The sequence below is a fragment of the Streptococcus castoreus DSM 17536 genome (genome assembly GCF_000425025.1).
Classification (GTDB): Bacteria; Bacillota; Bacilli; order Lactobacillales; family Streptococcaceae; genus Streptococcus; species Streptococcus castoreus.
In genome coordinates this window covers 26,565-49,590 of sequence record NZ_AUKZ01000007.1, presented here as the reverse complement: position 1 = coordinate 49,590, position 23,026 = coordinate 26,565, and the positions used below count along the sequence as shown (strand labels likewise).

Sequence of the window (23,026 nt, the reverse complement as noted above, 5' to 3'; positions counted from 1 at the left end):
ATGATCTTTTCCAATGAATATGGTTTTACCGAAATAGACCGTTTTTCAAAACACATTTTTACCCCCCCCCCCCCGAAAAAAAGGATTCTTCTATTTTGTGCCGCTTATTTATTTTATATAATTATTTAGTAAAAATTATGAGAGATTACTTGCAGTTAAATGTGAGGATCTTTTAATTAAAGTGAACTAAAGGAGAGATTGTTTTGAAAAAAAGACATATTAACAAATTAGCCTGCCGTTACGGCCTAACCTCAGCTGCCGTTTTGTTAATGGCTATGGGGACGGGGACATCGGTGCACGCAAGTACTAATGCTATTAGTGAAGTTAATACAGCTATAGAGAAAGCAAAATCTGATGGGGCTAATATGCCAAAAGTGGAGGAGATGTTACAGTCGGGTGCAACAGGTGGTGTTTTAGGAAATCATTGGACCACAGATAGTATCAAGAAGTATTTAGAGGAATTAGAAAAATACTTAAATAAACTATTTACTGCCTATGGCACTGTTGGTATAACTGTTCATAAGGCGTTGACTGAGATAGAGAAAACCCCTGGACCACAAGGACCAAAAGGTGATCAAGGTGTTAAAGGTGACAAAGGAGATCCTGGAGTAGCTGGACCTAAGGGAGATAAAGGCGAAACTGGTGCTAAAGGAGAAACCGGACCACAGGGACCAGCAGGGAAGCCTGGTGCCAAGGGAGATCGTGGTGAAAGAGGGGAAGCTGGTCCAGCTGGTCCAGCTGGCAAAGATGGTGCCCCAGGTGAGAAAGGAGAGAAAGGCGAACGCGGTGAACAAGGTCTAAAAGGTGACAAAGGAGATACCGGAGCACAAGGACCAGCTGGACCTCAAGGTGAAAGAGGGGAAGCCGGAAAAGATGGTGCTAAAGGCGAAAAAGGAGATAAAGGAGACGCCGGAGCAGCTGGTCGAGATGGACTAGATGGTAAAGACGGCAAAGACGGTGCCCAAGGTGAGCGCGGGGAACAAGGTCCGAAAGGTGACAAAGGAGATACCGGGGCAACAGGACCAGTAGGTCCTAAAGGAGATCCTGGAGAAGTCGGACCAAAAGGCGATAAAGGCGACCAAGGAATCCAAGGAGAAACTGGACCAATGGGACCTCAAGGACCAAAAGGAGATCAAGGGGAGCAAGGATCTAAGGGTGAAAAAGGCGACAAGGGCGATACTGGTGCTCCAGCTGTGCCAGAAGTTCCTCAAAAACCTGAGGTTCCAAATCAACCAGAAGAACAACCAAAGAAACCTGAGGTTCCAAGCCAACCAGAAGAACAACCAAAGACTCCTGAGGTTCCAAGCCAACCAGAAGAACAACCAAAAAAACCTGAAGTTCCAAGTCAACCTCAAACTCCAGAAGTAAAACCAACCCCACAGGTGACCCCTTCTGAAAGCCAAAAAGAGGCTGGCACTTCACAGGTTCAAACCCCACATCAGGAACAAAAACTGGCTAAACCAGTTGTTAACTCTACATCAGTAAAACACTTGCCAGCTACTGGCGAAACCACTAACCCATTCTTCACAGCGGCAGCGGTTGCAGTGATGACTAGTGCGGGGCTACTTACTCTATCTGCTAAACGTAGAGAATACTAATCTCTTTTCAAAAATAAAACCAAAATACAGTTTTAGAAAGACAGATCAAGCAAGGTCTGTCTTTTTTGGTTTTCATTGATAGTTGAGAGCAACACTGCTTTGGTGTAAGACAACAAACCAATCGCTACGGATACATCAGAAATGATAATTCTAAGATGACATACGATTTCCCCATCATTTTAGGACAGCATGTTTGTGCCGGATGACAGGCTTATTGCTTTGAGGGATTTTGACTGGTTACCCTTTTGTCTAATATAATGATTAGAACGGTCAAAAAATGATGAAAAATTATGGAATTTTTAGTAAAATGTGATTGACAATCATTACTAAAGTGCTATAATAGCAGATAAGTATTCGTTGGTTTAAATCAAACCTGTTATGATTTAAGTTAACGAGTCACCATCAACCACATTGTTTGCTGAGCATGACTCCGAGCGGTGTGGTTTTTTTAATGAAAAGAATAAGAGAGTGTGTTATGAGAAAAGAAATCTTCAATGGGACCTATAAAGAAGAAAACAGTCGGAATCACATCGTTTTGTTTCAGCCTCAAATTCCACAAAATACAGGTAATATTGCAAGAACCTGTGCAGCAACCAATGCCCCTCTTCATATTATTAAACCCATGGGATTCCCCATTGATGATCGCAAGATGAGGCGAGCAGGGTTGGATTATTGGGATAAACTCGATGTACGTTTCTATGATAACTTAGAGACATTTTTGCGTCAGTGTCAAGGGGAACTCCATTTAATCAGTAAATTTGCAGATAAGCTTTATTCAGAAGTGTCTTATAATGATGACCAGTCTCACTATTTCTTATTTGGGCGTGAGGATACGGGCTTACCTGAAAAGTTTATGCGTGAACATGCCAAAAAAGCGTTGCGCATTCCGATGAATGATAATCATGTCCGTAGTTTAAATGTCTCAAACACCGTTTGTCTGGTTATCTATGAGGCCCTAAGGCAACAAGGATTTAAGGGACTCGAGTTAAGTCATACTTATGAACATGATAAATTAAAATAGTAAACGACTTCTTTTTAGGGAATGTTTCTTTAAAAAACTTAGCTTTGTTGGGGTCTCATCAGCTAGTTAATGGTTGTTAATATGTTGTTGGTTTGACAGATTTCGTCAAGCCTTTTCTTGGCCGTTAAATCCCTGTCTTTTTAGAAATATTGTCCTTTCAAATTGAAGTTAATTTGATGACGTAAGTACATTAGGAAGAGATGAAATCATATCTGTAGCATTTTTTGAAAAATCCCTGTCATCCGAATAAGGAGCAAGCCTTTTAAACCCTGTGGTTTGTCGAAAATTAAAAATGATTGCGATCTTGCGATAAATCTGGTATGCTATAAGTGTCTTCAGGGCAGGGTGTAATTCCCGACCGGCGGTGACTAGAGCAACTAGAAGTCCGCGAGCGCAAGCTGATGTGGTGTGATTCCACAACCGACAGTAGAGTCTGGATGAGAGAAGACCGGGTTTTTTGTGTCTGCTTTTTAAGGCGATGCAATTACGATGGAACTTCTTTCAATTTGGAAAAATTGGAGGAATTTTTTATGTCAAAAACACACCGAATGGTTATGGTTGCCATTCTTTCAGCCATCTCGTTTATTCTTATGTTATTTAGCTTTGCCATTATTCCAGGAGCTGATTTCTTAAAAATTGAATTTAGCATTATTCCCGTCTTGCTTGGCTTGGTGTTAATAGATTTAAAGAGCGCCTATCTTATTTTACTGCTGAGGTCACTACTCAAACTCTTTTTAAATAATCGTGGTGTAAATGATTTTATTGGTCTACCGATGAATATGCTTGCCATTGCCTTATTTGTCACTGCTTTTGCTTTTATTTGGAATCGTAAAAAAGGATTTAGTCGGTATCTGATAGCTAGTTTGGTAGGAACTGGCTTATTGACGTTAGGCATGGTTGTTTTAAATTATGTCTTTGCCATTCCGCTGTATGCTAAATTTGCTCATTTTGATATTGGTGCCTATATCGGGATAACTAGATATATGGTTGCCATGGTCATTCCCTTTAACCTCGTAGAAGGGTTAATATTTGCTATTGCCTTTTATTTGGTGTATATTGCGAGTAAATCAAATCTAGAAAGATATAAACACTAATACATGAAAAACAAACAAAATCACTTTTTGGTAGCCTCCTTTGCTCTGCTCCTTTTTGTTATGGTTGGCTATATGGTCAAATTTTTCCCTGAGCAGTTGACATTGCTTGATAATAATATCCAAACAGCTATTAGGGGTAATCTTCCTCAGGCTTGGACTCAATTGTTTCGGGTGATGACAGTGTTTGGCAATATTAGCATGCAGATACTTGTGGTTGCTCTATCGGTCTTTAGTTTACTTCTGGTAAGATGGAAGATAGAAGCCTTGTTGATTTTGTCAAATGGTTTTATTGCAGCAATCTTGATTTCAAGTCTCAAATATTTGTATCAAAGACCAAGACCAAGTATTGAGCATTTGGTCTATGCAAGTGGGTTTTCTTTCCCAAGTGGTCATGCGATGGGGAGTTTGTTGATTTTTGGCAGTCTCTTGATTGTTTTCCATCAACGGATTAAGACGAAACCCCTACAGTTAGCAGGTGATGCCATTTTTGTAACCCTTATTTTGCTGATTGGTTTGTCTCGAGTTTATCTGGGTGTTCATTATCCAAGTGATGTCTTAGCGGGTTTTATTTTAGGTTTTGGTGTCCTTCATCTTGTTTACCCTTATTATGATAAAAAACGTTTTGAATGGCGTTTTCAACGAAAACAGCCATAACATGAAATGATGTGATATGATCAAAACTTAGGTTGGGGAGTCCTAAGTTTTTTTGATGGCTAAAAAGAGCGGGACTTCAAAAAGTTATGAATTGTTAACCTAGCCCCCCTTTGTTTGTGCTACAATAAGAATTATGAAAAAGAGATATCAGACCTTGAATGCGTACTACCGTCAGTTATTTGGTGCAAAGATTTTTAAAGTTCCGATTGATGCCGGCTTTGACTGTCCCAATCGTGACGGAACGGTCGCTCACGGCGGTTGTACTTTTTGTACGGTTTCGGGATCTGGGGATGCTATTGTGGCTCCAGATGCCCCTATTCGAGAGCAATTTTACAAGGAAATTGCCTTTATGCACCGAAAATGGCCTGAGGTTAATCAATACTTAGTTTATTTTCAAAATTTTACCAATACGCATGATAAGGTAGAAGTAATTCGGGAGCGCTATGAACAAGCGATAAATGAGCCGGGAGTAGTTGGAATTAATATTGGGACAAGACCTGATTGCCTTCCTGATGAAACCATTGCTTATTTATCAGAATTGGCAGAACGCATGCATGTAACGGTAGAATTGGGGTTACAAACGACTTATGAAAAGACTTCTGAATTGATTAACAGGGCCCATTCTTACGATTTGTATAAGGAAACAGTTCAGCGGTTAAGACAATACCCTAAGATTGAAATTGTATCCCATTTGATTAACGGTTTGCCAGGTGAAACACACGAGATGATGCTTGAAAATGTCAGACGTTGTGTGACGGATAATGCTATTCAAGGGATTAAGCTGCATTTGCTTCACTTAATGACCAATACTCGGATGCAAAGGGACTACCACGAAGGACGTTTACAGTTATTGAGTCAAAAGGAGTATGTCTCTATTATTTGTGACCAATTAGAGGTTATTCCTAAATCTATTGTCATTCATCGTCTTACAGGTGATGCCCCACGGGATATGTTGATTGGTCCTATGTGGAGTCTTAATAAATGGGAAGTCTTAAATGCCATTGATAAGGAAATGGAAAGGCGCGGCAGCTGGCAGGGGTGTAAGGCTAAATTACTGCCCTCATTTTGACATATTTGGATAGGAGATTGTGATGATAAAACGCCCCATTCACCTCTCGCATGATTTTTTGGCGGAGGTTATAGATAAGGAAAGTGTTGTTGTGGATGCGACAATGGGAAATGGTTATGACACTGTATTTTTAGCTCAGTTGGCTAAGAAAGTCTATGCTTTTGATGTGCAAGAGCAAGCCCTAGAAAGGACCCGACAGCGTTTAGAAGAAGTCTGCTTATCAAACGCTCAGCTGATTCTAGCGGGGCATGAAGAGGTTGACCAATATGTGACGGAATCGGTGCGCGCAGCTATTTTCAACCTTGGCTATTTGCCTAGTGCGGATAAATCTGTTATTACCTTGCCAGAGACAACTCTATTAGCCTTATCCAAACTATTGAAGCTATTAGAGGTTGGCGGTCGGATTGCGATCATGGTTTATTATGGTCATGAGGGTGGTGATATGGAAAAAGAGGCTTTGCTGAATTTTGTGCGGCAACTGGATCAAGGCTTGGTTTCTGCGATGCTTTATCAGCCAATCAATCAGGTCAATACCCCACCTTTTTTAGTGATGTTAGAGAAATTAGCAAATTGTTAACTTAGCAGAAAGTTCTTGATTATTTCTGTGGAAAAAGAAGAAATCAATAGGCTTTGCCCATAAATATGATATAATGAAGTCACTATATTATTTTCTAGGAGTTATATTGAAATGGAAGACCCTGTGAGTCAGCCTTTGTTTATGCAATTATTGTTGTTGTTTATTTTAACTTTGTTAAATGCTTTTTTCTCAGCTAGTGAGATGGCTCTAGTATCTTTAAATCGTTCGAGGGTTGAACAAAAAGCTGCAGACGGAGATAAAAAATACAGTCGTCTCTTGCATGTCTTAGAACAGCCCAATCATTTTTTATCCACCATTCAGGTTGGTATTACCTTCATCAGTCTCTTGTCAGGGGCTAGTTTATCAGCTTCTCTTGGGAAAGTCATTTCTAATTGGTTAGGAGGTTCCGTAACGGCTCAAACTGCAGGTAGTATTATTTCTTTGATTTTCCTGACTTATATCTCTATTGTTTTGGGGGAATTGTACCCGAAACGGATTGCTATGAATCTCAAGGACAAGTTAGCTATTTTTTCGGCGCCGATCATTATTGGATTAGGTCAATTGGTAAGTCCGTTTGTTTGGTTGTTATCAGCTTCTACAAATTTACTGAGCCGTTTGACCCCAATGACCTTTGACGATGCAGATGAACAAATGACGCGTGATGAAATTGAATACATGCTATCTAATAGTGAAGCAACCCTTGATGCTGAAGAAATTGAAATGTTGCAAGGGATTTTCTCACTTGATGAAATGATGGCGCGTGAAGTGATGGTTCCAAGAACCGATGCCTTTATGATTGATATTAATGATGACACGTTAGAAAACATTCAAGGAATTTTAAAGCAAAGTTTTTCACGTATTCCTGTCTATGATGTGGATAAGGATAAAATTATTGGCTTGATTCATACCAAGCGTCTTTTGGAGTCTGGTTTTCGTCAGGGCTTTGAAAACATCAACATGCGAAAAATCATGCAGGAGCCTCTTTTTGTTCCTGAGACCATTTTTGTGGATGATCTCTTGCGCCAGTTACGAAATACTCAAAATCAAATGGCTATTTTACTAGATGAATACGGTGGCGTGGCTGGTCTCGTGACTTTAGAAGATTTACTAGAGGAAATTGTTGGTGAAATTGATGATGAAACGGATAAGGCAGAACAATTTGTTCATGACATCGGAGATAATACCTACATTGTTGTCGGTACGATGACGTTAAATGACTTCAATGAGTATTTTGATACCGAGCTAGAATCTGATGATGTGGATACTATAGCGGGTTTTTATTTGACTGGTATTGGAACCATCCCAAATCAGAAAGAAAAAGAGCCATTTGACTGTGATAGTAAAGACAAACACCTTACGATCATTAATGATAAAGTGAAGGACGGTCGTGTTACTAAATTGAAAGTTATTCTGTCTAATATAGAACAGATTATAGAAGGGGACTAGACATCATGTCTAGTCTTTTTTTCAGAAAATGTTATAATGAAACGGTAAAAACGTTTACAAGAACTGAAGGAGATGTAATGACTGAGATAGATTATGGGCAAGTGACTGGAATGGTTCACTCGACAGAAAGTTTTGGTTCTGTGGACGGTCCAGGGGTTCGTTTTATCATTTTCCTACAAGGTTGCAAAATGCGGTGCCAATACTGTCATAATCCGGATACTTGGGAAATGGAGACCAACCATTCAAAACGGCGAACAGTAAATGATGTCTTAACAGAAGCCCTACACTACAAACATTTTTGGGGTAAAAAGGGAGGAATTACGGTTTCTGGTGGTGAAGCCATGCTTCAAATGGAGTTCATTACAGCTCTCTTTATCGAGGCTAAAAAACGAGGTATCCATACCACACTTGATACTTGTGGTTTTGCTTACAGACCGACAGCTGAATATCACCAGGTTTTAGACAAATTGCTAGCGGTGACCGATTTGATCTTATTGGACTTAAAAGAAATTGATGAGGAACAACACAAGTTTGTTACCCGTCAGCCCAATAAAAACATTTTGGCATTTGCCAAATATTTATCAGATAAGCAAATTCCTGTTTGGATTCGTCATGTTTTAGTTCCAGGTCTAACTGATATTGACGATCACTTAGTACGTTTAGGTGAATTTGTCAAAACATTAAAGAATGTGGACAAGTTTGAGGTTTTGCCCTATCATACGATGGGGGAATTCAAGTGGCGTGAACTGGGGATTCCTTATCCGTTGGAAGGGGTAAAACCGCCAACCAAAGAGCGTGTACAAAATGCTAAAAATGTAATGCAGACAGAATCCTACACAGACTATATGAACCGGATTCACCAGTCATAGCCTAGTTTTGGAGTTGGGGTAGTCTCAACTTTTTTTAGTTTTGAAAATAAGGCAGCAAGGCATCTCCCTTTGATTTTAAAGGTCATTTTTGCTAAAATAAGATGAATAAAGAGAATGAGGTAGAATTATTATGTCAAAAATTTTAGTTTTTGGTCATCAAAATCCTGATACAGATGCTATCGCATCATCGTATGCTTTTGATTATTTATCACAAAAAGCATTTGGGTTAGACACAGAAGTGGTGGCTTTGGGAGCGCCTAATGAAGAAACAGCCTTTGCCCTTGAGTATTTTGGTGTTGAGGCGCCTCGTGTGGTTGAATCTGCTAAAGCAGAAAGGGCTGAAAAAGTTATTTTGACAGACCACAATGAATTTCAACAATCTATTTCAGATATTCGTGAGGTTGAAGTATATGGTGTTGTTGACCATCACCGTGTGGCAAATTTTGAAACTGCCAACCCCTTATTCATGCGCGTGGAGCCAGTTGGGTCAGCCTCATCAATTGTTTACCGTATGTTTAAAGAAAATAATATCGAGGTGCCAAAAGCAATCGCTGGCATGCTTTTGTCTGGTTTAATCTCAGATACCTTATTATTAAAATCACCAACAACTCATCAGACAGATCCAAAACTGGCTGAAGAATTGGCAGAGTTAGCAGGGGTAGATTTGGAAGATTATGGCATGGCACTTCTTAAAGCGGGAACAAACCTTGCAAGCAAATCAGAAACAGAATTGATTGATATTGATGCCAAAACGTTTGAATTAAACGGTAATGCTGTTCGTGTGGCACAGGTCAATACGGTTGATATTGCTGAAGTTTTAGAGCGTCAAGAGGCTATTGAAGTAGCCATCAAAGCAGCTATGGTAGCAGAAGGTTATTCTGATTTTGTCTTGATGATTACTGATATTGTCAATTCAAACTCTGAAATTCTAGCCATTGGTAGTCATATGGATAAAGTTGAAGCTGCCTTTAACTTCACTCTTGAAAATAACCACGCTTTCTTAGCAGGTGCTGTTTCTCGTAAAAAACAAGTTGTTCCGCAACTGACCGAGAGTTTTGGGGCTTAATAAGATGATGAAAGAAAGGAATGTTGGTATTGATTACTAGCATTCTTTTTATTTTTTCTGTGCTATAATAGAACCTATGATAACTGTATTTCATTCAGATAAATTAACCGGACAAGCTTTTTTTCAAGAGTTAGTCAATTACCTCAGCCAGAATGATGAGGTGATTTTGCGCCAGATTAAAAAAGCTTTTCCTAATGTTTCAGGTATTGATAGAGCCATTGAAAGCTATGTTCAAGCTGGCTATATTCATCGGGAGAAAAAACGATATCGATTGAATCTTCCCTTAATGACATCAATTGATCAACTGGCTTTAGAAAGGATGCTCTTTGTGGATACGGCGTCAGATGTCTATCAGGAAATGGTGACAGTTCTTTTTGAAACGTGTTTGCCAAATAAGACCAATCACGCTATTATTAAGGAACAAACGACAATTACTCGAGAAGATTTGACCCTTGCTAATTATTTTTACCGTCTAACTAGGGGTGAAAAGCTTTCTGCCAAGCAGTTGGCACTTTATCAGTTGCTCGGTGATGTGAATCAGGACTATGCTTTAAAGTATATAACCACCTTTTTGGTAAAATTCACTCGAGGAGATTTTGTTGTGCAAAAAAGACCCGATATTTTTGTGGAAGCCTTGGTTAAACTTGGTTATATCGCCCAAGTTGAGCCTAACAAATATCAACTGCTGATGACACTTGATAAAGAGACATTGACATTTCAAACTTTCTGATTATTAAAAGGTTAAGATTATCACTACAACTTGAAGATAAAATTTTTGAGATGGTTGTCCTAGGGTTTGTGGAGGTCTTAAAGGATAAGGGTGAGGTGTTGCAATATTCCAAAGGAAATTCAGGTAATCATTTCCGTCAAATTGAGATCAATTTAAGAGTTGCTGTCAACCGTGATGGATAGGGAAAAGCTAAGTTGAGAGGTATGGTTGCTTTCTTGAAGTTCAAAGTGATAAGAAGTCTCGCTTTGACATCTCTAAAGGTTTTCAATCCAAAAGTTGTGTGCTTAAACAAGTTGATCAGCTGATTGAAAACATTAACTTAAGGGGTACTACGTAAGCGGTTCTACATAAATCATGTGGGATTTTTTGTTACAGTCAAAAAGACCCGCTCACTTTTGTAGTATCTCCTACAGAAATGAGAGAGCCAATTTTCTAAAATGAACTATTTGATGAATTAACTATCCTGATTGAATTGGTTTTAAGAAGGCTTACAAGTAAGAAGCGGCAACTGCCAAGTCACCAAGATAGGGAACTTTTTCCCCCTTAACAATTTGGTAGGCATCTGCACCCTTTCCAGCAATAATAACAGCGTCGGTGGCCTTCTGACAAAGAGTCATGGCTGTTTTGATCGCCTGTTCACGGTCAATGATGATCCTCACAGAACGTGTGATGTGGCTTGCGATTTCCTGTGAAATGCTTTCAGGATCCTCGAAGTTAGGATCATCAGCCGTTAAGATAATGGTAAGGTTTGGGTGCTGGTTAATCACGTTGCCAAAATCTAAACGGCGACTTTCCCCCTTATTACCAGGAGCACCTAAGACAAGAATCAGTTGCCCTTTTTGATGCTCTTGCACAACTGAGAGAAGTTTTTCTAAGCTATCACCATTATGGGCATAATCGACAAATACCTTGGCTTGGTTAGCCATGGTTAAGACTTCCATGCGCCCTGGAACGGTCGTTTTAGCAATTCCTTTTTGAATATCCATCAAGCTAGTTCCCAACCGCAAGCAGGCAAGTCCAGCAGCCATAGCGTTTTCTTGATTGAAACGCCCAATCAGTTGAATGTCATAGTTTCCAGCTAGTTTACCACTAGCTTTAAAGGAGAAAGCTTGACTAGTTAGGAGTTTGTTATCGGATAAATTGCCATAGAAGTCGTGTGCTTGGTTGGCAACTTGTTCGGCTAAAAACGGAAAATGATTCATGCCGCTATTAATGACAACAGCTCTGCTATTTTCCATTAAGAGGCGCTTATGATAGAAGTAATCCTCAAAGGTTGGGTGTTCAATTGGTCCAATGTGATCAGGGCTGATGTTCAAGAAAACACCGACATCAAAAGTTAATCCATAGACACGATTGACTAGATAAGCCTGACTGGAAACCTCCATAATCAAGTGGGTCATGCCGTTTGTGACACATGTCGCCATCATGGCAAATAGATCCAAACTTTCAGGGGTAGTCAGTTGTGATTTGAAGAACGTGTGACCGTCCAAGGTTGTATTCATCGTTGAAAGCATAGCAGGCTTATAAGATTCTTTCAAAATATGGTAAGCAAAATAAGCAGCCGTTGTTTTCCCTTTTGTTCCAGTAAAAGCTAGTAGTTTGAGTTTTTCCTGGGGATTGCCGTAAAAAGCCATGGCAATTAAACTCATTGCCTTTTTAATATTGGTGACCAAAACGACAGGAACATTAAGTTTATAATCAACTTCTGAAATATAAAGTTGCAATCCATTTTTAATAGCTTCTTTGAGATAATCAGCTTTGAAATTTCTCCCTTTAACAAAAAAGAGTGTTTTGGCATCAACTTGACGGCTGTCGTAGCTCAGCTGGTTAAATGTTAAGCCACTATAATGATAGTGATAGCCTGATTTATCAAGAACTTCACGAAAATTGTGGTCTTTTTTTAAAATGTCTAATACTTCTTCAATGGTTATCATACCCTTATTCTATCCTTAAAGTTCTTGTTTTACAAGTCACAAGCAAAAGTTTATAATAAAGCTAATAAAAATGAGGAAAGATATAGATATGTCGACAGAAAAAAAACAACTGACACAAGAGGAATTGATGGTTCAAGGAGCAGCCTGGTCTACAGCTGGTAATTTTATTAGCCGACTTTTAGGAGTTTTGTACATTATTCCGTGGTACATTTGGATGGGGCAATATGCGATTCAAGCCAATGCTCTTTTTAATATGGGCTACAATGTCTATGCTTATTTTTTATTGATTTCGACTACAGGTCTCAATGTCGCCATCGCCAAGCAAGTTGCCAAATACAATTCGCTAGGGCAAACTGAGCATAGCTATCAGCTGATTCGTAGCACCTTAAAGCTTATGCTAGGGCTAGGTCTTGTTTTTTCGGCTATTATGTATTTGGGATCGCCTTTCTTTGCCGGTTTATCTGGTGGTGATGACAAGCTTGTCCCGATTATGCGTAGCCTTTCACTTGCGGTTTTTGTTTTCCCGGTAATGAGTGTGATTCGAGGTATTTTCCAAGGACACAATAATATTAAACCTTACGCAGTTAGTCAAATTGCAGAGCAACTCATCCGTGTGATCTGGATGCTTTTAACCACATTCTTTATTATGAAAGTGGGGTCTAGGAATTATATTTCGGCGGTAACCCAATCAACCTTTGCGGCCTTTATTGGAATGATTGCTAGCATGGGGGTATTGTCCTATTATCTTTGGAAGCAAGGGCTTTTAAAAGCTATTTTCAGCAAACCAGATCATAATGTTAGTATTGATATTAAAGGCTTACTTATTGAAACGTTGAAAGAATCCGTTCCTTTTATCGTGATAGGGAGCGCGATTCAAGCCTTTCAATTAATTGACCAGTGGACTTTTGTCAACACCATGAGCTTATTTACGAGTTATACTCGTTCACAGTTATTGGTATTGTTTGGTTATTTCAATGCCAATCCGGCTAAAATTACGATGGTTCTAATTGCTGTGGCGGCTTCTATTGGAGGTGTCGGGATTGCCTTGTTGACTGAAAATTATGTCAAAAAAGATATGAAAGCAGCAGCACGTTTAATTATTAATAATATTGAAATGTTGCTTATGTTCTTGCTACCTGCTTTGACGGGAGCCATTATTTTAGCAAGACCTCTGTACTCTGTTTTTTATGGTGTCAGTGAAGATAGAGCCATTCAACTTTTTGTGGCGGTATTATTCCAAACTTTCTTACTTGCTCTTTATACGCTTTTTTCACCAATGCTCCAAGCTCTTTTTGAAAATCGCAAAGCTGTCTACTATTTTGTTTATGGTGTCCTCATTAAGTTGATTTTACAAGTTCCGCTTATTTATCTCTTGCATGCTTATGGTCCGATACTTGCAACAGCGATTGCTATGTTAGTGCCAATTTATTTGATGTATCATCGTTTGCATCAAGTGACAAGATTTAACCGCAAGTTGTTACAAAAACGTCTTTTATTAACCCTTATTGAAACAGTTTTAATGGGACTGGTTGTCTTTATGGCTAATTGGTTGTTAGGCTATGCCTTTAAACCAACAGGTCGCTTGACGAGTTTGATTTACTTACTAGTGATTGGTGGTTTGGGACTGGCAGTCTATACTTACTTGACCCTACTGACTCGGCAGCTGGATAAATTAATTGGTAGCAAAGCTAACCGTCTTCGTCAAAAATTGAGAATGAAATAAAAAAGAGATGATCAGTCACGCTAAACACATGAAAGATTTTCAACAAGAAAATAACGTTTTTGGCATTTCAGTATTCAGATATTTCCCAACTAACAACTATTTTTAGCATTTTTACTGGAAAAAGCTAAAATGAAGTGTTTTCACCTGTACTATAATTCGGAAATAACAGTTTGTTGCATCTGTTGTGGATGATTGGTGGTATTGTCTGAGAAGTTATTTCTTTTTGTGGTTGTTTTATCAAGTGGAAAAAAGACTAACATGTAAGCATTCAACTAAAAGATAATTCTTTAAAAATCACGATTTCCAAAGCAAAGTATTCAGATTTTTGGTATAATGATGAAAGTGTAAAAAATATAGAAGGAAGTATACCAACATGGGGAAATTTCAAGTTATTTCGCATCCGCTTATTCAGCATAAACTCTCAATTTTACGGCGCCAAACAACGTCAACTAAAGATTTCCGTGAACTAGTGAATGAAATTGCAATGCTTATGGGATATGAAGTATCTCGTGACCTCCCATTGGAAGACGTAGAGATTCAAACACCCGTTTCTAAAACGGTGCAAAAACAATTAGCAGGTAAAAAGCTTGCTATTGTACCGATTCTTCGGGCAGGTATTGGAATGGTTGATGGTTTTTTGAGTCTTGTTCCAGCGGCAAAAGTTGGTCACATTGGTATGTATCGTGATGAGGAAACTTTGGAACCTGTTGAATACTTGGTTAAACTACCAGAAGACATTGATCAACGTCAAATTTTCGTTGTCGATCCAATGTTAGCTACAGGTGGCTCTGCGATTCTTGCTGTGGATTCTTTGAAAAAACGCGGGGCAGCTAATATTAAATTTGTTTGCTTGGTCGCAGCTCCTGAAGGTGTCAAAAAACTTCAAGGTGCTCATCCGGATGTTGAGATTTTCACAGCAGCTCTTGATGACCATTTAAATGAACATGGTTATATTGTTCCAGGATTAGGAGATGCTGGCGACCGTCTTTTTGGAACAAAATAAACTTCTCACAAAGACTAATGCATAGTGATTGAGGTCATGACAGACGTAGAAAACATGATTTTCTTGTTGAAAATCTTTCGGGTGTTTGGCATGGATTGAGGTGAGGGTCTGGCTTGATTTCTTAGAAATCTTGATTAGTTTACACCTCTTTTTTTAAAAGTAAGTTTATTATTTGACCTTTATTGACCAAAAAATTATAATAAGGGCACTCATTATAAAAAGAGAACGGGTGATTATCGTCACCTTTGTAGATTGGAGATTTTTTATGATTCCTGTTGTTATTGAACAAACAAGCCGTGGTGAACGTTCTTATGACATTTACTCACGCTTATTAAAAGATCGTATTATCATGTTAACAGGCCCTGTTGAAGATAACATGGCAAATTCTGTCATTGCCCAGTTGTTATTTCTCGATGCCCAAGACAATACTAAAGACATTTATCTTTATGTCAATACTCCGGGTGGATCCGTGTCAGCTGGTCTAGCTATCGTGGATACCATGAATTTTATTAAAGCAGATGTGCAAACGATCGTTATGGGGATGGCAGCTTCTATGGGGACGGTCATTGCTTCATCAGGAACGAAAGGTAAACGTTTCATGTTGCCAAATGCAGAGTACATGATTCACCAACCGATGGGTGGTACTGGTGGTGGCACGCAACAAACTGATATGGCGATTGCTGCTGAACACCTCTTGAAAACACGTCATCGTTTAGAAAAGATCTTGGCACAAAATGCAGGTAAGACAATTAAGCAAGTCCATAAAGATGCAGAACGTGATTATTGGATGAGTGCTGAAGAGACTTTGACTTATGGTTTCATTGATGAAATCATGGAAAATAATGATTTAAAATAAGGGGTATTACCACATTAAACATTCTAGGGGAACTTGGAGTGTTTTTCTTGTTTTGGGAGGATAGAATGTTGGTATAAGCAGGCTTGTGCCTACTAAGCCCTGATCTAGAGATTAATACTTGAAGTATTTGGTCCACTGTTTGAAAAGATTTGTAAATTTTGGAGTGACTTATCTTAGGCTACCGGTTTAGAGAGGTTTTGATGAAAAGATCTCTAAACGAAAGGGATAAAAACTGGAATTGTTAGCGAGTGGTTACTAATAATAGCCTTACTTGGCAAATGGGTGTTAGGTAAGTATTGATGCGGTTTATAAAGAAGGGCAATAGGATATTTCCCTCTTATCTTTTAAGTAAAGTGTGGTATAATCAAATTATGTTAATCATTAGTGATGAATTAATTGCCATTGAAGAGGCCATTGACCAGCTTGTTTTGGATCTCAAAAAGACTCACCAATACAAGAGATATGTTTCAGCCAAACAAGCTATTGAGGATGATTTAGAGTTGCAAGCGGACATTCTTAGTTTTCAAGAACTTAAGCAAGAGTACGATGCCAAAGAAGAATTATTGTCATTTCGACCTGAGGTTAAAAGATGGCGTCGTGAGCTGTTAGTTCAAAAGCGTCAAATTGACTGTCATCCGTTGGTAGTGACGCTGCGCTTGGCACAAGTTGATTTTCAGACGATTTTGGCAGACATTTCAGAAGAAATTGCTAGTGCAGTTTCACAAGTCATTTTTGTGGACACTGGACTTCCTTTAGCAGTAAAAAGACCATCACACCCATCAGGACCATACCAAAATATCAAAGAAAAGGGCATATAATGTTTCAAAAACAAGAACGAATTGGACTCGTGGTTTATCTTTATTACAATCGAGATGCTAGAAAAGTGTTAAAATTTGGTGATTTATACTACCATTCAAAACGCTCACGTTATTTAGTGCTTTACATTAACAAAGAAGATTTGGACACAAAATTGCAAGATATTCGTCGTCTGAAATTTGTCAAAGAGGTTAAACCATCAGTTATCGACACTATAGATCGTCAATTTGTTGGTAATTTACATCGTGACAACAAAGATGCTACCAAGGAAGAGATTCAAAAGGTTTAAAAAGAAGAGAGTTTACATTCACAGTAGTTGTGGGTTTAGACTCTCTTCTTTTTTAATCAAAAAGTAAAAATATGTTATTTTGTTATTTTTCAAAATATTTTAAAAAATCAAAGAAAAGTGTTGACAATTTTCTGATAATTCTGTATTCTTGTTTACATATTATTTTAAAGGGATTAACGAGGATTAGTTATGAAGAAGAAATTATTGTTTTCAAGTTTAGTCTTGTTGTTAACGGTGACACTAGTCGCTTGTAGTGCGGCACCGGGAGCTCGTTCGCAAGGAACTAGTGGTACCGAAGTTAGAAAAACGTTGAAATTAGGATTAAACTTGGAGTTAACTGGTAGCGTGTCTGCCTATGGCAGTGCGGAAGAAAAAGGTGCTAAATTGGCTGTTGAGGAAATCAACAAGACGGGTGGTGTTGATGGTAAAAAAATTGAACTTATTACCAAGGATAATAAATCCGATAATTCAGAAGCGGCTACGGTAACCACTAATTTGGCAACTGAAAGCAAGGTCAACGTTGTAGTAGGACCGGCAACTTCTGGAGCAACAGCAGCAGCGTCACCAAATGCAAGTCAAGCAGCGGTTCCTTTGATTACACCTTCTGGAACAACAGATAATTTGACCTTAACCAGTGACGGCAAAGCCAATCCCTATACTTTCAGGGCAACTTTTGTTGATAGCTACCAAGGGGATATTTTAGCGAAATATGCTAGTGATCATTTGAAAGCTAAGAAGGTAGTGCTTTTCTATGATAATTCAAGTGACTATGCTAAGGGGATTGCCAAACGTTTCAAAAAAGTTTACCAAGACACTATTGTGGCAGAGGCAACCTTCCAGTCAGGAGATACTGATTTCCAATCGGCTTTGACAAAGCTCAAAGGACAAAACTATGATGCTGTCATTATGCCAGGTTATTACCAAGAGACTGGAACAATCATCAAGCAAGCACGTGAAATGGGAATCACAGCACCAATTGTTGGTCCGGATGGTTTTGCAGATGAAAAATTAGTAGAGCTTGCCGGCGCTTCAAATGCTAATAAAGTTTATTATATTTCTGGTTTCTCTGCATCAAGTTCAGATAAGGCAGTTCAGTTTGCTAAAGCCTATCAATCAAAATATGGTGTAGCGCCATCGATGTTTGCAGCTTTAGCCTATGATTCTGTGTATATGGCAGCAGACGCAGCCAAAGGCACTAAAACCTCTGTTGATATTGCTAAAAATTTGGCTAAATTAAAAGATTTCGAGGGGGTTACAGGGACTATGACCATTGATAAAAAGCATAATCCAGTTAAGTCTGTTTCCGTTGTCGAACTCACTGACGGTAAAGAATCAGCCTCAACAACTGTAAGGGCTGATTGATGGTCAAAATGAGATTGAGGAGACGATTCTGTTTCCTCGATTTCTTTTGTTTAGCTGTCAAAGTGATATTATTGCCTAACTCTTAACGATTAGTAACATTTGATAAGAGAAAAGGTATTTATTAATTGTTAGACAGTTATGATAGGTTTGATATTTTTTATGTAATTAGAAAGTTTGGTATTTTATGCTCCAACAACTTGTAAATGGTCTCATTCTAGGAAGCGTCTATGCTTTGCTAGCTTTAGGGTACACTATGGTTTATGGAATTATTAAATTAATTAACTTTGCTCATGGTGACCTTTATATGATGGGGGCTTTTATCGGTTATTATTTGATGAATGCTCTCCATCTTAATTTTTTCTTTGCTTTGTTTTTAACTATGTTTATCACAGCTTGTTTAGGGGTCTTGATTGAGTTTTTGGCTTATCGTCCTTTGAGACAGTCCACGAGAATTGCTGCGCTAATTACAGCGATTGGTGTGTCTTTTCTATTGGAGTATGGTATGGTTTATGTTGTCGGGGCAGAAGCGCGAGCTTTCCCACAGGCTCTAAACATTGTGAAATACAGTTTAGGTCCAATTAGCGTGACCAATGTGCAAGTTATTATTTTAGTGGTTTCTTTGACTTTAATGTTAGCTCTGCAATTTATTGTGAAACAAACCAAGATGGGGAAAGCCATGCGAGCTGTTTCGGTTGATAGTGATGCTGCGCAACTTATGGGAATTAATGTTAATTCGACCATCAGTTTTACCTTTGCGTTGGGGTCAGCTCTTGCTGGTGCAGCAGGGGTTTTAATTGGGCTTTATTATAATTCGATTAATCCTCTTATGGGGATGACACCGGGGCTGAAAGCCTTTGTGGCAGCTGTTTTAGGTGGCATAGGAATTATTCCAGGAGCTGCTTTTGGAGGATTTATTATTGGTTTGCTTGAAACTTTCTCAACGGCTGTTGGTTTATCCAGTTATCGTGATGCAGTCGTCTATGCTGTTTTGATTGTGATTTTGTTGATCAGACCTGCTGGTCTTTTGGGAAAAAATGTAAAGGAGAAGGTATAAGTCATGAAAAAACAATTAAGATCAATCTTAACTTGGACAGCTGGTCTTGTTCTTCTCTACATTATCTTATCAATTTTGATTGGATCAGGCATTCTAGGTCCTTACTATGTTCAAATTTTAATGGGAATTGGGATTGCGATTATAATGGCTATGGGAACTAATCTAGTACTTGGTTTTTCGGGTCAATTTCCTTTAGGACAGGCAGGATTTATGGCAGTGGGTGCCTATGTGACTGCTATTTTGACCAAGCAAATACCAACTTATTTCGGATTTTATATGTCTATGTTAGTAGGAGTCATGATTGCAGGCTTAATTGCTATTATTGTGGGATTTCCGACTCTGCGTTTAAAAGGAGATTATTTGGCAATTGCAACGCTTGGTGTTGCTGAAATTATTCGGATTGCAATTATTAATGGCGGTGAGGTCACGAACGGCGCTGCCGGTTTAACAGGTATTTTACAATACACTTCTTGGCCCATCGTTTATGCTTTTGTTGTTTTGATTGCGGTTTTAATGCTGAATTTTATTCGGAGCGCAGTTGGGCGTCACGTTATTTCAGTGCGTGAAGATGAAATTGCAGCAGAATCAATGGGAGTTAATACCACTAAAGTAAAAGTCTTGACCTTTGCTTTTGCAGCAATGACAGCGAGTATTGCAGGCTCTTTATACGTTGGCTATATCGGGACAGTTGTTCCAAAAGACTTTACCGTTATGCGTTCTATTGATTACCTTATTATTGCCGTTTTAGGTGGTTTAGGGTCGATGACAGGAACAATTGTGGCGGCAGTTGTTTTAGGAATTTTAAATATGTATTTACAAAATTTCTCTGATATTCGTATGATTATCTATTCTTTAGCCTTGATTCTTGTCATGGTCTTTAGACCAGGTGGTCTACTTGGGACTAAAGAACTCCAGTTATCAGTCTTACTATCAAAAAAAGGAGGGAGCTAGATGGCACTGCTCGAAGTAAAACAGTTAAGTAAACATTTTGGTGGTTTGACAGCTGTTAGTGATGTGAATCTGTCCCTTGAAGCAGGTGAATTAGTGGGGCTGATTGGTCCTAATGGAGCTGGAAAAACAACTCTCTTTAACCTTTTGACGGCTGTCTACGAACCAAGTGAGGGGACTATTACGCTAGATGGAAACGTTTTGAATGGTAAAACACCTTATAAACTTGCTTCTTTAGGGTTATCAAGGACTTTCCAGAATATTCGACTCTTTAAAAACATGACGGTTTTGGAAAACGTATTGATTGGCTTGGCTAATCAATACAAATCCCATTTCTTAGCCAGCTTGTTACGGTTGCCAAAGTATTATCGAGCAGAAGCAGCATTGAAAGAAGAAGCCTTATCTTTGTTAGCCATTTTTAACTTGGATGGTGATGCAGAAACCCTTGCTAAAAACTTGCCTTATGGCCAACAACGACGCTTGGAAATTGTTCGTGCCTTAGCAACCAAGCCTAAAATCCTCTTTTTAGATGAGCCAGCTGCTGGAATGAATCCACAAGAAACCGCAGAATTAACTGCCCTAATTCGTCAACTTAAGACGGAATTTGGGATAACCATTATTTTGATCGAGCATGACATGAGTCTCGTTATGGAAGTGACAGAGCGTATTTATGTTTTAGAATATGGTCGTTTGATTGCACAGGGTAGCCCAGAAGAGATTAAGTCGAATCAACGTGTTATTGAAGCATATTTAGGAGGTGACCTCTGATGGGAATGTTATCTGTCAAAAACTTATCGGTGAGTTACGGTGCTATTGAAGCTGTTAGAGATGTTTCCTTCGATGTTAATGAAGGTGAAGTCGTTACCTTAATAGGTGCTAATGGTGCAGGTAAAACTTCTATTTTAAGAACCATTTCAGGCTTGGTCAAGCCAAAATCAGGAAGTATTTCCTTTTTAGGTCAAGATATATTAAAACAACCTGCCCGTAAAATTGTAGCAGCAGGTCTCTCTCAAGTGCCAGAAGGACGACATGTTTTTTCAGGTTTGACCGTTATGGAAAATCTGGAAATGGGTGCTTTTCTCAATCGTAATCGTGGAGAGAATCAAAAAAATCTTCACCTTATTTTTGACCGTTTTCCAAGGCTTGAGGAACGAAAACACCAAGATGCTGCCACTTTATCAGGTGGTGAACAGCAAATGTTGGTTATGGGACGAGCCTTGATGAGTCAGCCAAAACTCTTGTTGCTTGATGAACCCTCTATGGGACTAGCTCCTTTATTTATCAAGGAAATTTTTGATATTATTCAAGCTATCCAAAAGCAAGGAACAACAGTTCTCTTAATTGAGCAAAATGCTAATAAGGCTTTATCTATTGCTAACCGAGCCTATGTATTAGAAACTGGGGAAGTGGTTCTTTCAGGAAGTGGTAAGGATCTATTAGCATCTGAAAAAGTCAAAAAAGCCTATCTTGGTGGTTAGATTATATCGGTATATTAGAAAAAAATAAAAAGGAGAAAGCATGTCAGTTAGAGATTACATGACAAGGGATGTTATCAGCATTTCACCCGAAGAAAGTGTTGCACATGCCACAGATCTTATGCGTGATAAGGGGTTGAGACGTCTGCCTGTTATTGAAAATGGGAGTTTGGTTGGACTTGTTACGGAAGGAACCATGGCAGATGCTAGCCCTTCAAAGGCAACTAGTTTGTCCATTTACGAAATGAACTACTTACTAAATAAAACTAAAATTCGTGATATTATGATTCGTCAGGTCGTGACCGTTGGACCAAAAGCTAGTTTGGAAGATGCCATTTACGAAATGATGATTCACAAGGTTGGTGTCTTACCAGTTATCGATGCCAATCAAGTGGTTGGGATTATTACCGATCGTGACGTCTTTAAAGCTTTCTTGGAAGTTTCTGGTTACGGACTAGAAGGTATTCGCGTCGTTTTGTTGGCAAAGAATGCGGTTGGTGTCTTAGCTAAGGTTGCTGAAAGTATTTCACAGGAAAATCTCAATATTCGTCGGACGGTTATTGCTAATCGCCTAAATGGAAAAACAGTTATTGAAATTCAAATTGATGGCACTGTTAACCTGCAATTATTGAGAGCAAAGCTAGAGGAGACAGGTGTTGAGGTAGAAACTGTTGAAAAAACACTCGCCAAGCCTGATTTAGTATAAAATCGAGCACTGCTAAGAGAATTAGCAGTGTTTTTTTGATTAATTTTTGGTAGAATAGAGCTAGTAAATGAGTTAAGGAAATAAGATGATCAAAGGAAAACTGATAACGATTGAAGGTCCAGATGGTGCAGGGAAAACCAGTGTTTTGGAAAAACTGATTCCGCTTTTAAACGACAGTGTGACACAAGAGATTGTGGTGACAAGAGAACCTGGTGGAGTTGCTATTTCTGAGCATATTCGCGAGATTATTTTAGATGTCCACCATACAGCTATGGATAATAAAACTGAGCTTTTACTTTATATTGCAGCCCGTAGGCAGCATCTGGTTGAGAAAGTGTTACCAGCCCTTGAAGCGGGTCACTTGGTTTTTATTGACCGTTTTACAGACAGTTCCGTCGCTTATCAAGGGGCTGGTCGTGGCCTTTGTAAAAGAGAGATTCAGTGGCTCAATCAGTTTGCAACAGATGGTTTGGAACCTGATTTGACACTCTATTTTGACGTGCCTTCTGAAATTGGATTAGCCCGGATTGAGGCCAATAAAAATCGGGAAGTGAATCGTTTGGATTTGGAAAAAATAGATATGCACCAACGGGTGCGTCAAGGTTATCTAGACTTAGCCAAAGAGCAGCCAGATCGAATTGTAACGATTGATGCTTCAAAACCTTTAGAAAAAGTGGTTGAAGTTGCCTTAGGGTCTGTTTTAACCTTAATTAAAACCTAGAAAAAGGAGGATGGG

Annotated in this window: 23 protein-coding genes and 1 riboswitch; of the genes, 22 read left to right on the top strand and 1 reads right to left on the bottom strand. The window is 38.9% G+C overall.

Features of this window, described 5'->3' with window-relative positions:
• The first annotated feature begins 203 nt into the window (after positions 1 to 203).
• The 10 genes from H346_RS10915 to H346_RS0103210 all read left to right on the top strand — a co-directional run bounded on the left by H346_RS10915 (position 204) and on the right by H346_RS0103210 (position 10,124).
• A complete protein-coding gene (locus H346_RS10915) occupies positions 204 to 1,598 on the top strand; it encodes an LPXTG cell wall anchor domain-containing protein (protein WP_051188346.1) in 1,395 nt (464 codons plus the stop codon).
• A gap of 475 nt (positions 1,599 to 2,073) precedes the next feature.
• A complete protein-coding gene (locus H346_RS0103250) occupies positions 2,074 to 2,619 on the top strand; it encodes a tRNA (cytidine(34)-2'-O)-methyltransferase (protein ID WP_037562529.1) in 546 nt (181 codons plus the stop codon).
• 327 nt (positions 2,620 to 2,946) lie between these two features.
• Positions 2,947 to 3,072: riboswitch (FMN riboswitch) on the top strand.
• Between the two features lie 77 nt (positions 3,073 to 3,149).
• Entirely contained in the window at positions 3,150 to 3,713 is a 564-nt protein-coding gene (locus H346_RS0103245) for an ECF transporter S component (protein ID WP_027969818.1), read from the top strand.
• A 3-nt stretch (positions 3,714 to 3,716) separates the two neighbouring features.
• Positions 3,717 to 4,367: a phosphatase PAP2 family protein gene (locus tag H346_RS0103240; RefSeq protein WP_027969817.1), complete on the top strand. Its 651-nt coding sequence runs from the start codon at positions 3,717 to 3,719 to the stop codon at positions 4,365 to 4,367.
• A 133-nt stretch (positions 4,368 to 4,500) separates the two neighbouring features.
• Positions 4,501 to 5,436, top strand: a complete 936-nt coding sequence (gene mnmL, locus H346_RS0103235; RefSeq protein WP_027969816.1) for a tRNA modification radical SAM protein MnmL/YtqA — start codon at positions 4,501 to 4,503, stop codon at positions 5,434 to 5,436.
• 22 nt (positions 5,437 to 5,458) lie between these two features.
• The gene (gene mnmM, locus H346_RS0103230; RefSeq protein ID WP_027969815.1) at positions 5,459 to 6,013 is read left to right on the top strand and encodes a tRNA 5-(aminomethyl)-2-thiouridylate-methyltransferase MnmM; all 555 of its coding nucleotides are present in this window, start codon (positions 5,459 to 5,461) and stop codon (positions 6,011 to 6,013) included.
• A gap of 111 nt (positions 6,014 to 6,124) precedes the next feature.
• Positions 6,125 to 7,459, top strand: coding sequence for a hemolysin family protein (locus H346_RS0103225; RefSeq protein ID WP_027969814.1), 1,335 nt, complete (start codon positions 6,125 to 6,127; stop codon positions 7,457 to 7,459).
• Between the two features lie 77 nt (positions 7,460 to 7,536).
• Positions 7,537 to 8,328: a pyruvate formate-lyase-activating protein gene (gene pflA, locus H346_RS0103220; RefSeq protein ID WP_027969813.1), complete on the top strand. Its 792-nt coding sequence runs from the start codon at positions 7,537 to 7,539 to the stop codon at positions 8,326 to 8,328.
• A 130-nt stretch (positions 8,329 to 8,458) separates the two neighbouring features.
• Positions 8,459 to 9,394, top strand: a complete 936-nt coding sequence (locus H346_RS0103215) for a manganese-dependent inorganic pyrophosphatase (protein WP_027969812.1) — start codon at positions 8,459 to 8,461, stop codon at positions 9,392 to 9,394.
• A gap of 76 nt (positions 9,395 to 9,470) precedes the next feature.
• A complete protein-coding gene (locus H346_RS0103210) occupies positions 9,471 to 10,124 on the top strand; it encodes a DUF1803 domain-containing protein (protein WP_027969811.1) in 654 nt (217 codons plus the stop codon).
• A gap of 488 nt (positions 10,125 to 10,612) precedes the next feature.
• Here the strand turns inward: H346_RS0103210 and H346_RS0103200 are convergent, their stop codons facing one another.
• A complete protein-coding gene (locus H346_RS0103200; protein WP_027969810.1) occupies positions 10,613 to 12,058 on the bottom strand; it encodes a UDP-N-acetylmuramoyl-L-alanyl-D-glutamate--L-lysine ligase in 1,446 nt (481 codons plus the stop codon).
• A gap of 88 nt (positions 12,059 to 12,146) precedes the next feature.
• Between H346_RS0103200 and H346_RS0103195 the strand changes: the two genes are divergently transcribed.
• The 12 genes from H346_RS0103195 to tmk all read left to right on the top strand — a co-directional run bounded on the left by H346_RS0103195 (position 12,147) and on the right by tmk (position 23,011).
• Positions 12,147 to 13,781, top strand: coding sequence for a putative polysaccharide biosynthesis protein (locus H346_RS0103195; protein ID WP_027969809.1), 1,635 nt, complete (start codon positions 12,147 to 12,149; stop codon positions 13,779 to 13,781).
• 373 nt (positions 13,782 to 14,154) lie between these two features.
• Positions 14,155 to 14,784 carry a uracil phosphoribosyltransferase gene (upp, locus tag H346_RS0103190; protein ID WP_027969808.1) on the top strand — a complete coding sequence of 210 codons (630 nt, stop codon included), beginning with the start codon at positions 14,155 to 14,157 and terminating at the stop codon, positions 14,782 to 14,784.
• A gap of 265 nt (positions 14,785 to 15,049) precedes the next feature.
• On the top strand, positions 15,050 to 15,640 hold the full coding sequence (locus H346_RS0103185; RefSeq protein ID WP_027969807.1) for an ATP-dependent Clp protease proteolytic subunit: 591 nt from the start codon (positions 15,050 to 15,052) through the stop codon (positions 15,638 to 15,640).
• Between the two features lie 371 nt (positions 15,641 to 16,011).
• On the top strand, positions 16,012 to 16,458 hold the full coding sequence (locus H346_RS0103180) for a YlbF/YmcA family competence regulator (protein WP_027969806.1): 447 nt from the start codon (positions 16,012 to 16,014) through the stop codon (positions 16,456 to 16,458).
• The gene (locus H346_RS0103175; RefSeq protein WP_027969805.1) at positions 16,458 to 16,745 is read left to right on the top strand and encodes a YlbG family protein; all 288 of its coding nucleotides are present in this window, start codon (positions 16,458 to 16,460) and stop codon (positions 16,743 to 16,745) included. Before H346_RS0103180 ends, H346_RS0103175 begins: the two co-directional genes overlap by 1 nt.
• Before the next feature lie 189 nt (positions 16,746 to 16,934).
• Positions 16,935 to 18,107 (top strand): ABC transporter substrate-binding protein, encoded by a 1,173-nt coding sequence (locus H346_RS0103170; RefSeq protein ID WP_027969804.1) that lies wholly within the window; start codon positions 16,935 to 16,937, stop codon positions 18,105 to 18,107.
• Positions 18,108 to 18,291: 184 nt separating this feature from the next.
• Positions 18,292 to 19,161 (top strand): branched-chain amino acid ABC transporter permease, encoded by an 870-nt coding sequence (locus H346_RS0103165; RefSeq protein ID WP_027969803.1) that lies wholly within the window; start codon positions 18,292 to 18,294, stop codon positions 19,159 to 19,161.
• Between the two features lie 3 nt (positions 19,162 to 19,164).
• The gene (locus H346_RS0103160; protein ID WP_027969802.1) at positions 19,165 to 20,112 is read left to right on the top strand and encodes a branched-chain amino acid ABC transporter permease; all 948 of its coding nucleotides are present in this window, start codon (positions 19,165 to 19,167) and stop codon (positions 20,110 to 20,112) included.
• Positions 20,113 to 20,877, top strand: a complete 765-nt coding sequence (locus H346_RS0103155; RefSeq protein ID WP_027969801.1) for an ABC transporter ATP-binding protein — start codon at positions 20,113 to 20,115, stop codon at positions 20,875 to 20,877.
• Positions 20,877 to 21,587: an ABC transporter ATP-binding protein gene (locus tag H346_RS0103150; protein ID WP_027969800.1), complete on the top strand. Its 711-nt coding sequence runs from the start codon at positions 20,877 to 20,879 to the stop codon at positions 21,585 to 21,587. Before H346_RS0103155 ends, H346_RS0103150 begins: the two co-directional genes overlap by 1 nt.
• A 40-nt stretch (positions 21,588 to 21,627) precedes the next feature.
• Positions 21,628 to 22,290 (top strand): CBS domain-containing protein, encoded by a 663-nt coding sequence (locus tag H346_RS0103145; protein ID WP_027969799.1) that lies wholly within the window; start codon positions 21,628 to 21,630, stop codon positions 22,288 to 22,290.
• An 85-nt stretch (positions 22,291 to 22,375) separates the two neighbouring features.
• Complete coding sequence (gene tmk, locus H346_RS0103140; protein ID WP_027969798.1) at positions 22,376 to 23,011, top strand: dTMP kinase; 636 nt, start codon at positions 22,376 to 22,378, stop codon at positions 23,009 to 23,011.
• Positions 23,012 to 23,026 lie beyond the last annotated feature (15 nt).

Excerpts from the sequence above, each read along its gene's own strand:
- H346_RS0103175 (WP_027969805.1), top strand. The coding sequence starts at position 16,458 with ATGTTTCAAAAACAAGAACGAATTGGACTCGTGGTTTATCTTTATTAC.
- H346_RS0103245 (WP_027969818.1), top strand. The coding sequence starts at position 3,150 with ATGTCAAAAACACACCGAATGGTTATGGTTGCCATTCTTTCAGCCATC.
- H346_RS0103225 (WP_027969814.1), top strand. The coding sequence starts at position 6,125 with ATGGAAGACCCTGTGAGTCAGCCTTTGTTTATGCAATTATTGTTGTTG.
- upp (WP_027969808.1), top strand. The coding sequence starts at position 14,155 with ATGGGGAAATTTCAAGTTATTTCGCATCCGCTTATTCAGCATAAACTC.
- H346_RS0103200 (WP_027969810.1), bottom strand. The coding sequence starts at position 12,058 with ATGATAACCATTGAAGAAGTATTAGACATTTTAAAAAAAGACCACAAT.
- H346_RS0103240 (WP_027969817.1), top strand. The coding sequence starts at position 3,717 with ATGAAAAACAAACAAAATCACTTTTTGGTAGCCTCCTTTGCTCTGCTC.
- mnmM (WP_027969815.1), top strand. The coding sequence starts at position 5,459 with ATGATAAAACGCCCCATTCACCTCTCGCATGATTTTTTGGCGGAGGTT.
- H346_RS0103215 (WP_027969812.1), top strand. The coding sequence starts at position 8,459 with ATGTCAAAAATTTTAGTTTTTGGTCATCAAAATCCTGATACAGATGCT.
- H346_RS0103160 (WP_027969802.1), top strand. The coding sequence starts at position 19,165 with ATGAAAAAACAATTAAGATCAATCTTAACTTGGACAGCTGGTCTTGTT.
- H346_RS0103155 (WP_027969801.1), top strand. The coding sequence starts at position 20,113 with ATGGCACTGCTCGAAGTAAAACAGTTAAGTAAACATTTTGGTGGTTTG.
- H346_RS0103180 (WP_027969806.1), top strand. The coding sequence starts at position 16,012 with ATGTTAATCATTAGTGATGAATTAATTGCCATTGAAGAGGCCATTGAC.
- H346_RS0103165 (WP_027969803.1), top strand. The coding sequence starts at position 18,292 with ATGCTCCAACAACTTGTAAATGGTCTCATTCTAGGAAGCGTCTATGCT.
- H346_RS0103250 (WP_037562529.1), top strand. The coding sequence starts at position 2,074 with ATGAGAAAAGAAATCTTCAATGGGACCTATAAAGAAGAAAACAGTCGG.
- H346_RS0103185 (WP_027969807.1), top strand. The coding sequence starts at position 15,050 with ATGATTCCTGTTGTTATTGAACAAACAAGCCGTGGTGAACGTTCTTAT.
- H346_RS0103150 (WP_027969800.1), top strand. The coding sequence starts at position 20,877 with ATGGGAATGTTATCTGTCAAAAACTTATCGGTGAGTTACGGTGCTATT.
- H346_RS0103145 (WP_027969799.1), top strand. The coding sequence starts at position 21,628 with ATGTCAGTTAGAGATTACATGACAAGGGATGTTATCAGCATTTCACCC.
- mnmL (WP_027969816.1), top strand. The coding sequence starts at position 4,501 with ATGAAAAAGAGATATCAGACCTTGAATGCGTACTACCGTCAGTTATTT.
- H346_RS0103170 (WP_027969804.1), top strand. The coding sequence starts at position 16,935 with ATGAAGAAGAAATTATTGTTTTCAAGTTTAGTCTTGTTGTTAACGGTG.
- H346_RS0103210 (WP_027969811.1), top strand. The coding sequence starts at position 9,471 with ATGATAACTGTATTTCATTCAGATAAATTAACCGGACAAGCTTTTTTT.
- tmk (WP_027969798.1), top strand. The coding sequence starts at position 22,376 with ATGATCAAAGGAAAACTGATAACGATTGAAGGTCCAGATGGTGCAGGG.
- pflA (WP_027969813.1), top strand. The coding sequence starts at position 7,537 with ATGACTGAGATAGATTATGGGCAAGTGACTGGAATGGTTCACTCGACA.
- H346_RS0103195 (WP_027969809.1), top strand. The coding sequence starts at position 12,147 with ATGTCGACAGAAAAAAAACAACTGACACAAGAGGAATTGATGGTTCAA.